General features: G+C 72.1%; 15 protein-coding genes. 3 read left to right on the top strand and 12 right to left on the bottom strand.

Annotation, left to right across the window (positions count from 1 at the left end; all coding sequences use genetic code 11):
- A partial coding sequence (locus FNH05_RS17920; RefSeq protein WP_186382600.1) for an alkyl sulfatase C-terminal domain-containing protein occupies positions 1-431 on the top strand: 431 nt, incomplete at its 5' end.
- A gap of 86 nt (positions 432-517) precedes the next feature.
- Here the strand turns inward: FNH05_RS17920 and FNH05_RS17915 are convergent.
- From FNH05_RS17915 to FNH05_RS17885, 7 genes are all read right to left on the bottom strand, one after another.
- On the bottom strand, positions 518-2920 hold the full coding sequence (locus FNH05_RS17915; protein WP_222426638.1) for a glycoside hydrolase family 65 protein: 2403 nt from the start codon (positions 2918-2920) through the stop codon (positions 518-520).
- Positions 2917-4302, bottom strand: coding sequence for a Ni/Fe hydrogenase subunit alpha (locus tag FNH05_RS17910; protein WP_144589843.1), 1386 nt, complete (start codon positions 4300-4302; stop codon positions 2917-2919). Before FNH05_RS17910 ends, FNH05_RS17915 begins: the two co-directional genes overlap by 4 nt.
- Entirely contained in the window at positions 4299-5081 is a 783-nt protein-coding gene (locus tag FNH05_RS17905) for an NADH-quinone oxidoreductase subunit B family protein (RefSeq protein WP_144589841.1), read from the bottom strand. The genes FNH05_RS17910 and FNH05_RS17905 overlap by 4 nt, the downstream gene beginning before the upstream one ends.
- Positions 5081-5890, bottom strand: coding sequence for an FAD/NAD(P)-binding protein (locus FNH05_RS17900; RefSeq protein ID WP_144589839.1), 810 nt, complete (start codon positions 5888-5890; stop codon positions 5081-5083). Before FNH05_RS17900 ends, FNH05_RS17905 begins: the two co-directional genes overlap by 1 nt.
- A complete protein-coding gene (locus FNH05_RS17895) occupies positions 5887-6363 on the bottom strand; it encodes a Crp/Fnr family transcriptional regulator (protein WP_144589837.1) in 477 nt (158 codons plus the stop codon). The genes FNH05_RS17900 and FNH05_RS17895 overlap by 4 nt, the downstream gene beginning before the upstream one ends.
- Complete coding sequence (locus tag FNH05_RS17890) at positions 6360-7505, bottom strand: 4Fe-4S dicluster domain-containing protein (protein WP_246127802.1); 1146 nt, start codon at positions 7503-7505, stop codon at positions 6360-6362. Before FNH05_RS17890 ends, FNH05_RS17895 begins: the two co-directional genes overlap by 4 nt.
- 245 nt (positions 7506-7750) lie before the next feature.
- Entirely contained in the window at positions 7751-8314 is a 564-nt protein-coding gene (locus FNH05_RS17885) for a hypothetical protein (protein ID WP_144589835.1), read from the bottom strand.
- Positions 8315-8509: 195 nt separating this feature from the next.
- Between FNH05_RS17885 and FNH05_RS17880 the strand changes: the two genes are divergently transcribed.
- Positions 8510-9295 carry an alpha/beta fold hydrolase gene (locus FNH05_RS17880; protein WP_144589833.1) on the top strand — a complete coding sequence of 262 codons (786 nt, stop codon included), beginning with the start codon at positions 8510-8512 and terminating at the stop codon, positions 9293-9295.
- On the opposite strand, the gene FNH05_RS17875 is transcribed toward FNH05_RS17880, so the two are convergent.
- The 5 genes from FNH05_RS17875 to FNH05_RS17855 all read right to left on the bottom strand — a co-directional run bounded on the left by FNH05_RS17875 (position 9282) and on the right by FNH05_RS17855 (position 12124).
- Positions 9282-10127 (bottom strand): NAD(P)H-binding protein, encoded by an 846-nt coding sequence (locus tag FNH05_RS17875; RefSeq protein WP_144589832.1) that lies wholly within the window; start codon positions 10125-10127, stop codon positions 9282-9284. The two genes, FNH05_RS17880 and FNH05_RS17875, sit on opposite strands and share 14 nt — an antisense overlap.
- Positions 10128-10203: 76 nt before the next feature.
- Positions 10204-10572: a fluoride efflux transporter CrcB gene (crcB, locus tag FNH05_RS17870; protein ID WP_144589830.1), complete on the bottom strand. Its 369-nt coding sequence runs from the start codon at positions 10570-10572 to the stop codon at positions 10204-10206.
- Positions 10569-10910: a DUF190 domain-containing protein gene (locus tag FNH05_RS17865; protein ID WP_144589828.1), complete on the bottom strand. Its 342-nt coding sequence runs from the start codon at positions 10908-10910 to the stop codon at positions 10569-10571. The genes crcB and FNH05_RS17865 overlap by 4 nt, the downstream gene beginning before the upstream one ends.
- A 1-nt stretch (position 10911) precedes the next feature.
- On the bottom strand, positions 10912-11409 hold the full coding sequence (locus tag FNH05_RS17860) for a fluoride efflux transporter FluC (protein ID WP_144589826.1): 498 nt from the start codon (positions 11407-11409) through the stop codon (positions 10912-10914).
- Between the two features lie 58 nt (positions 11410-11467).
- Positions 11468-12124, bottom strand: coding sequence for an ArsR/SmtB family transcription factor (locus tag FNH05_RS17855; RefSeq protein WP_144589824.1), 657 nt, complete (start codon positions 12122-12124; stop codon positions 11468-11470).
- Positions 12125-12159: 35 nt separating this feature from the next.
- On the opposite strand from FNH05_RS17855, the gene FNH05_RS17850 reads away from it, so the two are divergent.
- A complete protein-coding gene (locus FNH05_RS17850; RefSeq protein ID WP_144589822.1) occupies positions 12160-13431 on the top strand; it encodes an MFS transporter in 1272 nt (423 codons plus the stop codon).
- The last annotated feature ends 12 nt before the right edge of the window (positions 13432-13443 follow it).

Genomic DNA, 13443 nt, shown 5'->3' with positions numbered 1-13443 from the left:
CCCTCACCGAGGCCGGTGAGGAGCTCGGACCCGCGGTGCTGGCGCTGGCCCGGTGGGGCCTGAAATGGGCGATGGGCGAGCGGCGCGCGGACGAGACGTTCCATCCGGGCTGGGCCGTGCTCGGGCTGCGGGCCTGCTTCGACGCCGAGGCCGCCACCGGACTCCGCGCGGTGTACGAGTTCCGCGTCGACGACGAGGTGTTCCACGCCCGGATCGACGACGGAACGATCGAGACGCTGCACGGACCGGCCCAGCACCCGGACGCGGCCATCACGATCGGCGAAGCGGCGTTCCTCCGCCTGACCAGCCAAGACCTCACGTTGGCCGAAGCGATCGACACCGGGGCCGCGTCGGTGTCCGGCGACGGCGAAGCCCTGCGCAGGCTGCCGGACCTCTTCCGACTGCCGCCCTCGCGGTCCCGCACGGCCTGATCGCACCCGCACCGGACCGTTCCGGCAGTGGGCAAGCGACCACGTGCACGCCTTCCGCTGATCCCCTCCCGGCGGAAACCGTTTTCTTATAACGGGAAACGCACGGTGGCGCCCGGTTCGAGCAGGCACTCCTGGCCACGGCAGGTCACCCTGATCGGACGGTGCATACCGGCCCCGGCGGCCACGTCCACCCGGTGCCCGCTGATCCGCAGTTTCAGCGGGTGTTCCCGGTAGCGCAGGGAAATCTCCAGCATCCCCAGCGGTTCGGGCCAGTACGGGTTGAGCACCAGTTGGTCGCCGCGGGTCTCCAGCCCGGAAAAGCACCGTTGCAGCAGATCGACGGTTCCGGCCATCGCGGCCAGGTGGATGCCCTCGCGGGTGGTGCCACCCTGGATGTCGGCCACGTCGGATTCCAGTGCCGACACGAAGAACTCCAGCGCACGCTGCCGGTGGGCCCTGGCCAGCACCCAGGCGTGGACCACCGCGCTGAGGGTGGACCCGTGCGAGGTCCTGGCCAGGTAGTAGTCGATGGTGCGGGGGATCGCGCCGGGGTCCAGTTCGTAGCCGAGACGGTCGAACAGTTCCCGGAGTTCGTCGGCCGAGAGGAGGTAGAACAGCATCAGCACATCGGCCTGTTTGGACGCCTTGTACCGGTTGACGCTGTCGCCCTCCGCTTCCAGGATGCGGTCGAGGCGCTGGATGTTGCCGTAGCGCTCGCCATAGGCGTCCCAGTCCAGCTCCTCGAGTTTTTCGTACCCCTCGAACTGGCTGATCACGCCGTCGTGGAAGGGCACGAACATCCTGGCGCTGATCTCTTCCCAGCGCCGCACCTCTTCGGGACGCACTCGCAGGGTGTCGGTGAGTTCGCGGCGGGCCTGCCGCGGCAGGGATTCCAGCGCCTCGGCGGTGCGCAGCAGCACCCAAACGGCCATCACGTTGGTGTAGGCGTTGTTGTCGATTCCGCCGCTCTCCGCGCCGGGATAACCGGAATGGAACTCGTCGGGGCCCATCACGCCACGGATGACATACCGGTCCCGGACGGGATCGTAGGTGGCGAGGCTGGCCCAGAACCGGCTCAGCTCCACCAGCATTTCGGTGCCGTAGTTCGTGAGGAACTCCCGGTCGCCCGTTGCCTGGTAGTACTGCCAGGTGTTGTAGGCGACGGCGATGCCGATGTGGCGCTCGCGCCAGGTGGGATCGGGGAGCCAGTGGCCGGAGCGGGGATTGAGGTGCACCCGCTGGCTTTCCTCCCGGCCGTCACTGCCCGACTGCCACGGGTACATCGCCCCGTCGTAACCGGCTTCGCGGGCAGCCTGCCGCGCCTCGGGCAGGCGGCGGTACCGGTAGCGCAACAGCGAGCGCGTCACGCCCGGGATCCGGAGGTTCAGCACCGGGAAGACGAACAACTCGTCCCACAGGACGTGTCCCCGGTAGGCCTCGCCGTGCAACCCCCGCGAGGGCACCCCGACGTCGAGGTCCACCGTGTTGGACGAGACGGTCTGCACCAGGTGCAGGATGTGCAGCCGCACGACCCGCTGCGCTTCCTCCTGGCCTTCCATGGCCACGTGGAACCGCCGCCACAGCCCGGCCCACGCCAGGACGTGCTCGTCGAGAAGGGCTTCGAAACAGCCCAGCCTTGGCAGCCAGCGCGCGGCTTCGACGGCGGGTTCGGAGATCGCCCGGTCTCGGCCGGTGAACACGGTGACGACCTTCTCCACCGTCACCGCCCGGCCGGAGACGAGTTCAGCGGTGATGTCCTGGCCGATCCACGCCTCGCGTTCGACGAGGCGCCGCTCGCGGCCCGCGGGCGTGCCACCGCACCGCACGCGGGTGCGGGCGGCCATCGCGACCTCGATCCCCGACTGGTTCGTGCGGACCTCCAGCAGCACCGAATCCTCGCCCAGCGCCGCGGTGCGCACGAGGTCCAGATGCTGCCCGCCCAGTTCCCGGTAGCGGTCGACCAGGCTGTTGCTCACCGCGCCGTCGATGCCCGAACGGATCTCCAGCGATCCCGAATAGTCCTCGGCCGTGATCGTGGTCTCCAGTGCGCAGGCGTGTTCGAACCGCATGTCCACGAAGCGCCGCTGGCTCACGGCCGTGGTGCGGCCCCGTTCGTCGCGGAAGCGGAACCGGCGCGTGAGCACGGCACGGCGCAGATCGAGGCACTGCTCGTAGTCCACGAGATCGGCGGCATCCACGTCGAACCACGCGCCGCCGTCGATCCGGAAGGTCAGCACGAGCCAGTTCGGCAGGTTGACCAGACTTTCGTTCTCCACGACCTCCCCGGCGACGGCGCTGCTGAGCCGGTTGTAGATCCCGGCGGCGTAGGTGCCCGGGTAGTGCACCGCACCGCCGGGGCATTCCGGCGCCGCGCCGCGGGTGGCCAGGTAGCCGTTGCCGACCGTGCACAGCGCCTCACGACGGCCTTCCTCGTCCGGGTCGTAGCCCCGGTACCGGACCGTCCAGGCATCGTCCGGTTCGACGGTCACGCGGGCCGCCGCGCGTCGGAATCGACGGTGAGGTCGAGGAAGTGGGCCCCGCAGGAAATGCAGGGGTCGTGGTTGCGGATCGCTCGTTCGCACAGCGCGGTCAGTTCCGCGTCGGTGGGCTCGCCCACGCGCAGACGTTGCCCGGCCAGGCGGCGAAGGTCCTCCTGGATGGCGCCCTGGTTCTGCGCGGTCGGCGGCACCAGGCGGGCGTCGGTCACCGTTCCCCCGGGATCGAGGCGGTAACGGTGGTACAGCAGGCCGCGCGGCGCTTCGGTCGCGCCGTAACCGGTCGAGTCCCGGGGAGGGACGTCGACGAAGGGGCGCGGCGGGACCCGGTAGTCCTCAATGAGCCGCAGGGCCTCGTCGACGGCGTAGAGCACCTCGACCGCCCGGACCACGATGCTGCGGAAGGGATTGCGGCAGACCGTGCCGTCCGCCGGATCGCCGAGCCCGGCCTCCCGCGCCGCCTGCCGGGCGACCGGCGAAAGGTGGCGGCCGCTGATCGCGTAGCGGGCCAGCGAACCCGTCAGATGCCTGCGACCGTCCAAAACGGAGTAGAGGGCGGTGGAATGGGGCAGCTGGGTCTCGGTCACGTGGTCGTCGAACTCGGCCACGGGGAAGGTGCGGGTGGGCAGGGCGCGATCGGAATCCGCGGCGAGGCCCGCGCTGCCCGGCGCCGGCATCACGGTGGGAGTCCCGGAATCGATGGCGTAGGTGCCGGGTTCGGCCAGCGCGAACAGGTCGTGGTCGGCTCCGGCGTCCGGGAAGTCGAAACCGGCGACCCAGCGCACGGTGTCCCAGGCGTCGTCCCGCGCACGGCGCAGCCGCTCGGCCAGCGGGCGCAGGTCCGCCAGGGACGGGACGCTGTAGAAGCCGCCGATCCGCACGTTGACCGGGTGGATGGCACGGCCGCCGAGCAGTTCCATCACGGCGTTCCCGGTCTGCTTCAGCCGCAGGCCCCGCTCGACCTCGGCGCGGTGGGTGCCCGCGAGCTCGGTGACGCTGTCGTAGCCCAGGAAATCGGGGGCGTGCAGCAGGTGGATGTGCAGCGTCTGGCTCTGGATCCACTCTCCGCAGTACAGCAGCCTGCGCAACGCGGCCAGCTCGCCGTCCACGGTCACGCCACAGGCGTCTTCGACCGCGCGGCAGGCGCTCATCTGGTAGGCGACCGGGCAGATCCCGCAGATCCGGGAGGAGATGTCGGGCGGCTCGGTGTAGCCGCGTCCCCGCAGGAACGCCTCGAAGAAACGCGGCGGTTCGTAGATCGTCAGCCGGGCCTCGGCCACGTCCCCGCCGCGCACGACCAGGTGCAGGGTGCCCTGCCCTTCGACGCGGGCGAGCGAACCGATGCGCAGCACGCGGGATTCCCCGTCGCCGGTCACTGGGGCAGCTCCTTCCGTACTGCCGCGTCGAACTCCGGCGCGGCGGCGTTGAACGTGCGCAGCACCCGCGTGATGCCGAGGGTGTCCCTGCCGTCGCGGCGCTGCAGCGGGATGAACGCGGGGAAGTTCGTCGAATCGGACGGGCCGAAGCAGCCGTAGCAGCCGCGCCCGTAGGCCGGGCACAGCGCACCGCATCCGGCGTGGGTGACCGGCCCGAGGCACGGCGTGCCGTGCGCCACCGTCACGCACACCGTGCCGCGGCGCTTGCATTCGAAGCAGACGCTGTGCGCGGGCACGTCCGGCCGCCGCCCGGACAGGTAGGCGCTGATCACCTCGACCAGCTGGCCGCGGTCGATGGGGCAGCCGCGCAGTTCGAAGTCCACCGGCACGTGCGCGCTGATCGGGGTGGAGGTCGCGAGGGTTTCGATGTAGTCGGGACGCGCGTAGACCACGGCGAGGTACTCGGCCACGTCGGCGTAGTTGCGCAACGCCTGGATGCCCCCGGCGGTCGCGCAGGCCCCGATGGTGACCAGGCGGCGGGAAACCGCCCGTACGTGCCGGATCCGCTCGGCGTCGGCGGGGGTGGTCACCGAGCCTTCGACCAGTGACAGGTCGTAGGGGCCCGGTCCGGGCGCGCTGGAGGCCTCCAGGAAGTGGGCGATCTCGTACTCCTCGGCGATGCCGAGCAACTCGTCCTCGCAGTCGAGGAGGGTGAGCTGGCAGCCGTCGCAGGAGGCGAACTTCCAGACCGCGAGCTTCGGCCGGGTGCGCGGGCTCATCACAGCTCCCGTACCGCGAGCAGGGGGCCGGCTTCGCTCCACGGGACCACCGGACCGTCCCGGCACAGCAGCAACGGCCCGAGCTGGCAGTGTCCGCAGTGGCCGGTTCCGCAGTGCATGGTGCGTTCGAGGGAGACCTGGATCCGCTCCGGCCCGAGACCGCGGACGAGCAGTTCCCGCGCGATGGCACGGATCATCACCTCGGGACCGCAGACCAACGCCGCCGACCGGCGGGGCTCGAACGCGACCCGGTCCAGCAGGCCGGTGACCACGCCGACCTCACCCGTCCACCGCGGCTCCGGGCGGTCCACCGTGACCAGCACCCGGGCACCGGCCGCCCGCCACTGCCCCGACTCCTCGCCGTAGAGCAGGTCGCTGGGCGAGCGGGAGCCGATGAGCACGCTCAAGCGACGGTGGCGCCCGGGCGCGGCGAGCGCGGCGCGGACGACGGGCCGCAGCGGGGCGAGCCCGAGGCCGCCCGCGACCACCAGCAGGTCGCCCCCGGCGGGCAGCCGCCAGCCGGTGCCGAACGGGCCGCGGACGCCGACCCCGTCGCCGGGCCGCAGCGCGTGCACGGCACGGGAAATCGCCCCGACCGCCCGGACCGTGTGCGTGAGCCGCACCCCGTCGATCGCGGACACCGACACCGGGATGTCGCCGACGCCGAACGCGTACACCATCGCGAACTGGCCGGGCTCGAACGGCGGCAGCGCCTCCCCCTCGGGCTCCAGCACGAGCGTCGCGGTGTCGGCCGTGTCGGCGGCGCGGCCGATCACGCGGTACGGCAGGGGAACCAGGGCGCCGCTCATTCCGGCCACCCGGCGGCCGGGTCGCTCTCCACGCCGTACGGTGCGTAGAGGTCGAGCAGGCGAGTGCGGCAGGCACGCAGCCGTCGTCCGATCGCGACGGCGGCCACGCACCGGGTCAGCGGCAGGCCGAAGGCGGGATCTCCGTCGATCTCGGCCCGCACCCGGCCCGCGTCGAACTCGTAGGCCCGCACGGGTTCCAGCGTCCGCGCACCCAGATGCCATTGGTACGGCTCGAACAGCCAGGACCAGCCGAGCAGTTCCCCCGGGCCGACGGTTTCCAGCACCACCGAGCCCCGGCCCGGGACGTGCACGTCCAGCGCGACCAGACCGGACCGCAGGATCCAGAACTTCTCGGCCGCCTCGCCCTCGTCGAAGAGGCGGGCGCCCGCCGGAAAGGAGACCTCGCGGGCGAGTCCCAGCAGCCGGTCCCGCGACGCGGGAGGCAGGGCGGTGAGCAGGGCGGCCTCGTTCACGTCCCCGTCTCCGGTGTCTCCGCGCGCTCCCGGTACAGCGCGTGCGCTTCCTCCGTGATGTCGATCCCGACCGGGCACCACACGATGCACCGCCCGCAGCCGACACAGCCGGAGCTGCCGAACTGGTCGTGCCAGGTGCCCAGTTTGTGGGTGGCCCACTGGCGGTAGCGGCTGCGGCCGCTGGCGCGCACCGAGCCGGCGGGCAGGTGGGTGAAGTCCAGATCGAAACAGGATTCCCAGCGCCGCCACCGCTCGGCGTGGTTCCCGGTGAGATCGGTGACGTCCTCGGCAGTGGTGCAGAAGCAGGTCGGGCAGACCATCGTGCAGTTACCGCAGGTCAGGCACCGTGAGGCGACGTCGTCCCAGCGCCGGGCCTCCAGCGTCTCGCGCATCAGGTCCCGCAGGTCGGCCGGGGGCATCGTCCGCCCCATCCGCTCCGCCGCCCCGGCCACCCCGTCCCGGGCGGCGGCGCGGGTCTGCGGGCTCGCGGGACGGCAGGGCAGCCCGGCCAGCACCGCCCGTCCCTCATCGCTCCCCGCCCGCACCAGGAAACGGTGCCCCCGCTCGTCCACGATCTCGGTGAGCGCGAGGTCGTACCCCTCTCCGGCGGCGGGCCCGGTGCCCATGGACACGCAGAAGCAGGTGGCCCCCGGCTCGGTGCACTCCACGACCACGAGAAAGGCCCGGCGGCGCCGACCGCGATAGGCCGCATCGGCATGGGGGCCGCCGGTCAGCACCCGGTCCTGCACGGCGATGGCGCGCAGATCGCACGGACGCACCCCGAGGAAGGCATACGAGGGGGGCTCGGGCTTCTCCGCGCTGATCGTCCACCGGCCGTCGGCTCCGCGATCGGCGCTCCACTGCCGTTCCCGCGGCGGGTGCAGGAAGGTCTTCCACGATTGGGGACCGGCGCTGTGGGCGAACGCGGCCCCGTCGCTCCGGGCGCGGAGCCGGTAGTGGCCCGCTTCCAGTTCCACCCCCCAGCCGTAGGGGAGTTCGTCACCACCGGTGATCTCGGCGAGCACGATCGCCCCATCACGCACGGTCGGGCCGATCACCACGCGACCTGCCGCGCGCAGGGCGGTGACCAGCGCTTCGAGGCCGTCCGTACCCATCTGCAGGGCCGTGTCGCGGTCGGTCATCGCACCCTCCGGCCGGGATCCCGATGACCTCAGCGTAGGTCTCCCGCGGCCCCCCGGCCGCCGTTCGCCTACCCCGTTCGGGCGGTGTGGAGCCCTGTCGAACGACCGCGAGGGGCCCGGCAAGATCGGCCCAGGCGAGGGTGAATCCCACCCTCAGACGCTGCCGGAAGGTGGGACACAAGCGCACGAGCGTGGGACTCGGGAGCCCCAGCGTGGGACACAAGCGCCGGAAGGTGGGACACGGCTCAGGACGGGGGGTCGAAGGAGACGGCCCGGGTCCGGTAGCGGCCCGGCTCGCCCTGTTCCGGGTTGATCAGGGCGACGAAGTCGGGCAGGGCGTGGGAGGCGGGGCGCCCGTTGCGGTCGCGGCTTCCCGGCTCGGCCGCCCAGTCGATGAGGTGCAGCGTCACCGCGTACCGGCCGGGCGGCACCAGGAGTTCGATCTCCTCCCCGGCCCCGGCCGCGTCGATGTGCTCCAGACCGCTGAGTGCCACCCGGCCGGTGGTCACCAGCAGGTACGGCTCCGAGGTGGCGAACACGAAGGAGGCCTCTCGTTCGGTGAGCCGCACCCGCTCCCCGGGCCGCCCGGCCCGCACCAGCACCTGCCAGGCGCCGTCGGCGCCGATGTTGATCGGGACCAGGCCACCGGCCCGGATGTGCCGGTGCAACTCCCGTTCGCCGGAAAGTTCCAGTTCCCAGCTGTCGTAGTCGACGATGCTCCGATAGCGGGCCACGTCCCAGAGCGCGAGCATCCCCGCGCCCGTGACGACCCTTGCCGAGGTCTCCATCACGAACAGTGCCCTGCTCACCGCCGTCGCCCCGCCCCGGATTCGCCCGCGGCCACTGCTGGCATGATCATCGCCGCCCCTCCCACAATCGGAGGAAAGTAAAGGGCGGCACCGCGCGTTCCGCATCCCGAAAGCACGCCACCGGCGCAACAACCACCTGACCGGGTGTTTCAAAACGGAGAAACCGCTCTCCCGGCGGGGGTTCTAGGATCAGGTGTGCCCCATGTGCGAACGGCCGACGGTGTTTCCCTGTACTACGAGGTGCACGGCGAGGGCGAGGACACGCTCCTGCTGCTGGCCGGGCAGGCGAACACCCACCACTGGTGGGATTCGGTGCGGGCGGACTTCGACGCGCACTTCCGCACCGTCACCTTCGACTACCGGGGCACCGGCCGCAGCGGCAAACCGGACACGGATTCCTACAGCACCAGGGGTTTCGCCGAGGACGTGCGCGTGATCCTGGACGAAATCGGCTGTGCGCGCACGCACGTGTACGGCACCTCCATGGGCGGGCGGGTGGCGCAGTGGCTCGCCGCCGCGCATCCGGACCGGGTGGGCAGGCTCGTCCTGGGCTGCACGTCACCCGGTGCCCCGCACGGCGTCGAGCGCAGCGCCGAAGTGCGCCGGTCGCTGGCGCAGCGGGACGCCGCGGCCGCGCGACGGGCACTGCTGGAGCTGATGTACTCGCCTGCCTGGCTCGAAACCCATCCCGGCCCCCATCGCACGCTCGGCGATCCGGAGATGCCGCCGTACGCGCGGCGGCGGCATCTGGCGGCCAGCGCCGGGCACGACAGCTGGGACGTGCTGCCGGAGATCACCGCGCCCACCCTCGTCGTGCACGGCACCGACGACGTCTTCAACCCCGCGGCGAACGCGCCCCTGCTCGCCGGGCGCATCCCGGGCGCCCGGCTCGAACTCATCCCCGGCGCCCGGCACGCCTACTTCGAGGAGTACCGCGAGGTGGCCGGGCCGCTGGTGCTCGATTTCCTCACCGCGAAATGAAATCGGCCCGGTGCTCCCGGGCCCACTCGCGGAAGGCGCGGGCCGGGTGCCCGGTGACGCGCTCGACCCCGTTGGTCACGGTCGCGGGCGGCCCGACCGCCGCCTCGGTCGCGTCGAGCAGCGCGTCGAGGGTCGCCGACGGCATCCACGGCTCACGCTGTTCGTGCGCCTGTTCCCGCGTCAGCTCGTCAACGGGCAACGGGCGCCCGAGGACCTCGCCGAGAACCGCGACGATGTCGCGCAGGCGCAGCGATTCCGGTCCGGTGATCACCTGCGTTCTCGCCCGGTGGGTCTCGCGGGTGAGCAGGTCGGCGGCGACGGCGGCGACGTCGCCCGGGTGGATCGGCGCGAACCGCGCGTCCGGGAAGGCGATCCGCACGCGGCCCTCGGCGCGGATCCCGGCCGCCCAGTCCCGCTTCGCGTTGGTGGCGAGCCAGCTCGGATACAGGACGGTGTGGGGCAGGCCGGAGGTTTCCAGCGTCCGCTCCGCCTCGCGGTGCAGCAGGCCGATCCGGCCCCGGTACTCGCTCGCCTCGTAGGAGGCCGGTGACGAGAGCAGCACGACGTAAGGCACCCCCGCGGCCACCGCGGCATCGACGAACGGCTTGATCCCTTCCCTTGTGGGGTAAAGGAAAACGCGATCCACCCCGCGCAGGGCGTCCTCCGCGCCGCGCCCGGTGGCGAGGTCGAGCCCGGCGGGCTCGGCACCTTCCGGCAGCGTGAGCGCCTCCGGGTCTCGCGCCGAGCCGCGGACGCGGTGCCCGGCCTCGGCGAGTTTCGCCACGACCAGGCTGCCGATGCCGCCGCGGGCCCCGGTGACCAGAATCGTCATCCCCCAGCTCCTTTGCTTTGAAAGCAAACCGTATTTGCGAGCAAAGCTACCCTTGGGGCGGGAGGGACGGCAAGGATCAGCCCAGCAGCGAGGAGGTCACGGTGTAGCCCAGCAGGGCGGCGCCGAGCCCGGCGACCACGCTGACCACGACGTTCATCACCGCGTAGAAGTACGCCTTCTGCTCGGCCAGCCGGAGGGTTTCGTAGCTGAACGTGCTGTACGTGGTCAGCGCGCCGCAGAAGCCCGTGCCCAGCAGGGCCGCGAGTGACGGCGGAAGCGCCGACCCGGCCCCGGCGAGCCCGCCGAGGATCAGGCTGCCCGCCAGGTTGACGCTGAACGTGCCCCACGGGAAGAGGCTGTCGTGGCGCGCCTGCACCGCGCGGTCGGTGAGGTACCGCAGCGGGGCGCCGACCACCGCCCCCAGGAACACCAGTGCCAGGATCACGCCCCGGTCCTCCCCGCGTGGCGCACGACCTCGACCTCATCGAGGGTCATCAGCCCCTCGATCGCCAGCTCGTCCAGCCGCGGCAGGAACTCGCGAATGCGTTCCTCGGCGTCCACGATGATCACCACCAGCGGGAGGTCCTCGCTGAGACTGAGCAGACGGGTGGTGTGGATCATCGAGGAGGCCCCGTAGCCCTCACAGCCGCGCAGCACCGTCGCACCGGCGAGACCCGCCTGGTGGGCGCGCCGGACGATCTCGTGGTAGAGCGGCTTGTGGTGCCACAGGTCGTCCTCGCCGAGGAACACCGTCAAGCGCAGGGCACGTCCGGAAAGAGCCATCTCAGACCGCCTTCTCCCGTCGATGACCGGTACGGCGCACGGCCGCCCGGGCCGCCCAGACCCCGGCGACGACCGCGCACAGCGCGGCAACCAGGGTCCCGGCGAGGTAGGCGAAGGCGAGTGGCACCGTTCCCGGCCGCAGCAACCCCCTGGTCTCCACGACGTAGGTGGAGAACGTGGTGAACCCGCCGAGGATCCCGACCCCGAGGAACGGCCGCACGAGCCGGTGCGCGGTCCACACCTCGGTGATGAGCACCATCAGCACACCGATGAGCAGGCAGCCGAGCACGTTGGTGACGAAGGTGGCCCAGGGGAACTGGCCGGGCCCTGCGGGCAGCGCCTGGGCGAGCCCGTAGCGCGCGAGCGCACCGAGGCCGCCGCCGAGCGCGATCACGCCGAGGACGGGGCCGTGCTGCCCGATCAGCTCATGGCGCTGCGACGGGACCCGGAGGTCGACGTCCGGGTCGAGCGAATCGTCCAGTTCCACCTCGCCACGCACCTCCCCAGTGTCCGTGACCGGCCCCGGGGGACGTCAACGAGGGGGTTCGGGAGGCAGTTCAGGAGGCAACGGGGAGCTTGGCGAGCCGCCACTCCAGCATGCCGTCGGTGAGGCGGCGGGCGGTGCGGCCCCGGCCGGCGAGCAGCCGGACCGCGTCGTGCGCGAGCACGCAGTACGCGCCACGGCAGTAGGCCACGATCTCCTGGTCCGGCGGCAGCTCCTCCAGCCGCGCGGCCAGTTCCTCCAGCGGGATCGACACCGCGGAGGGGATGTGTCCGGCCTCGTACTCCTCGCGGGGCCGGACGTCGATCACGACGGTCGCGCCGGCTTCGATCCGGTGCAGCAGTTCCTCCCGGGTGACCTCCTCCCCGGCGGCCGGGCCGAGGTAGCCGTCGCGGGCCGCGGCCACGTCGGGAAGGCGGCGCCCGGCGACCGTGCGGGCCAGCGCGTACAGCGCCGCGACGTCGGGACCGGCGAGCCGGTAGTGGATCTTCGTGCCCTCGCGCCGGGTGGTCACCAGTCCGGCCTGCTTGAGCGACTGCAGATGTGCCGACGCGGTGCTCAGCCCCAGGTCGGCGGCCCTGGCCAGCGCCTCCACCGTGCGCTCGCCCTGGGCCAGCAGGTCCAGCAGTTCGAGCCGCTTGCCACTGCCCAGCGCCTTGCCCACCCGGGCCAGCTGGTCGAACAACGCGGTCTTCGCGGCACGGTCGCCCATGGTTCTCCAATCTTCCTTGGAATAGTATAGAAGCCATGCCACGGGACACCACCGCCACGATCGGGCTCGGCATCCGCGCCAATCTGGCCCAGTTCAGCCTGCTCGTCGCGGTCAACGCACTGGTCGGCGGCATGCTCGGCCAGGAGCGCACCGTCCTGCCCCTGCTCGCCGGGCAGGTCTTCCACCTGACCGGGTACACCTTCCTGCTGACCTACGTGCTCGCCTTCGGCCTCACCAAGGCGGCCACCAACTACTTCGCGGGCACCCTCTCCGACCGCTTCGGCCGCCGCCCAGTGCTGCTCGCGGGCTGGCTGATCGCGGTGCCGGTGCCGCTGCTGCTGATCTGGGCGCCGTCCTGGGGCTGGATCGTGGCGGCCAACGTGCTGCTGGGCGTCAACCAGGGCCTCACCTGGTCCACCACGGTGATCATGAAGATCGACCTGGCGGGCCCGGCCCGGCGCGGGCTGGCGATGGGCCTCAACGAGGCCGCCGGATACCTCGCCGTCGCGGTCACCGCGCTGGTCACCGGCTACCTCGCGGCCTACTACGGCCTGCGTCCCGCCCCGTTCCTGCTCGGCCTGTCCTACGCCGCGCTCGGCCTCGGCCTGACCACCTTCGCGGTGCGGGAGACCCACGCGCACGCGCGGCTGGAGGCCGCGGGCCACACCGGCCCGGCGGGCGGCGGGCTGACCACCCGGCAGGTACTGGGCTACACGAGCCTGCGCGAGCCGAGCCTGTCCGCGGCCAGCCAGGCCGGACTGGTCAACAACCTCAACGACGGCCTCGCCTGGGGCCTGTTCCCCCTCCTGTTCGCCACGGCCGGGCTTTCGGTGTCCCGCATCGGCGTCCTCGCCGCGGTCTACCCGGCCGTCTGGGGGATGGGGCAGCTGATCACCGGCCCGCTGTCGGACCGCTGGGGCCGCAAGCACCTGATCACCGGCGGGATGCTGACGCAGGCGGTGGCGCTGGCCCTCGTCGCGATGTCGCACTCCTACTCCGGATGGCTCGTGGCCGCGGTGCTGCTCGGCGCGGGAACCGCCATGGTCTACCCCACCCTGCTCGCCGTGATCGGGGACGTGGCGCATCCGGCATGGCGGGCCCGCGCCGTCGGCGTCTACCGGCTGTGGCGGGACGGCGGATTCGCCGTCGGAGCCGTCCTGTCCGGGGTGGCGGCCGATCTATGGGGGCTGCGCGCCGCGGTCTGGGTGGTGGCCGCGCTCACCGCGGCCTCCGGCGTCGTCGTGGCCGTCCGGATGGCCGAAACCCATGTCCCGGTCGGGAAGCGGGCCGCGGCCCGGGCGCGCTGATCTTCCCTGCCC

Origin of the sequence: Amycolatopsis rhizosphaerae, assembly GCF_007713715.1 — a bacterium.
Lineage (GTDB): Bacteria > Actinomycetota > Actinomycetes > Mycobacteriales > Pseudonocardiaceae > Amycolatopsis_E > Amycolatopsis_E rhizosphaerae.
The sequence above is the reverse complement of the archived record's forward strand: the minus strand, read 5'-3'. Positions and strand labels throughout refer to the sequence as shown.

What these genes read in the sequence shown, in the direction of transcription:
- FNH05_RS17905 (WP_144589841.1), bottom strand. Translation starts at nt 5,081, where the DNA reads ATGAGCCCGCGCACCCGGCCGAAGCTCGCGGTCTGGAAGTTCGCCTCC.
- FNH05_RS17900 (WP_144589839.1), bottom strand. Translation starts at nt 5,890, where the DNA reads ATGAGCGGCGCCCTGGTTCCCCTGCCGTACCGCGTGATCGGCCGCGCC.
- FNH05_RS17890 (WP_246127802.1), bottom strand. Translation starts at nt 7,505, where the DNA reads ATGACCGACCGCGACACGGCCCTGCAGATGGGTACGGACGGCCTCGAA.
- FNH05_RS17875 (WP_144589832.1), bottom strand. Translation starts at nt 10,127, where the DNA reads ATGACGATTCTGGTCACCGGGGCCCGCGGCGGCATCGGCAGCCTGGTC.
- FNH05_RS17865 (WP_144589828.1), bottom strand. Translation starts at nt 10,910, where the DNA reads ATGGCTCTTTCCGGACGTGCCCTGCGCTTGACGGTGTTCCTCGGCGAG.
- FNH05_RS17855 (WP_144589824.1), bottom strand. Translation starts at nt 12,124, where the DNA reads ATGGGCGACCGTGCCGCGAAGACCGCGTTGTTCGACCAGCTGGCCCGG.
- FNH05_RS17850 (WP_144589822.1), top strand. Translation starts at nt 12,160, where the DNA reads ATGCCACGGGACACCACCGCCACGATCGGGCTCGGCATCCGCGCCAAT.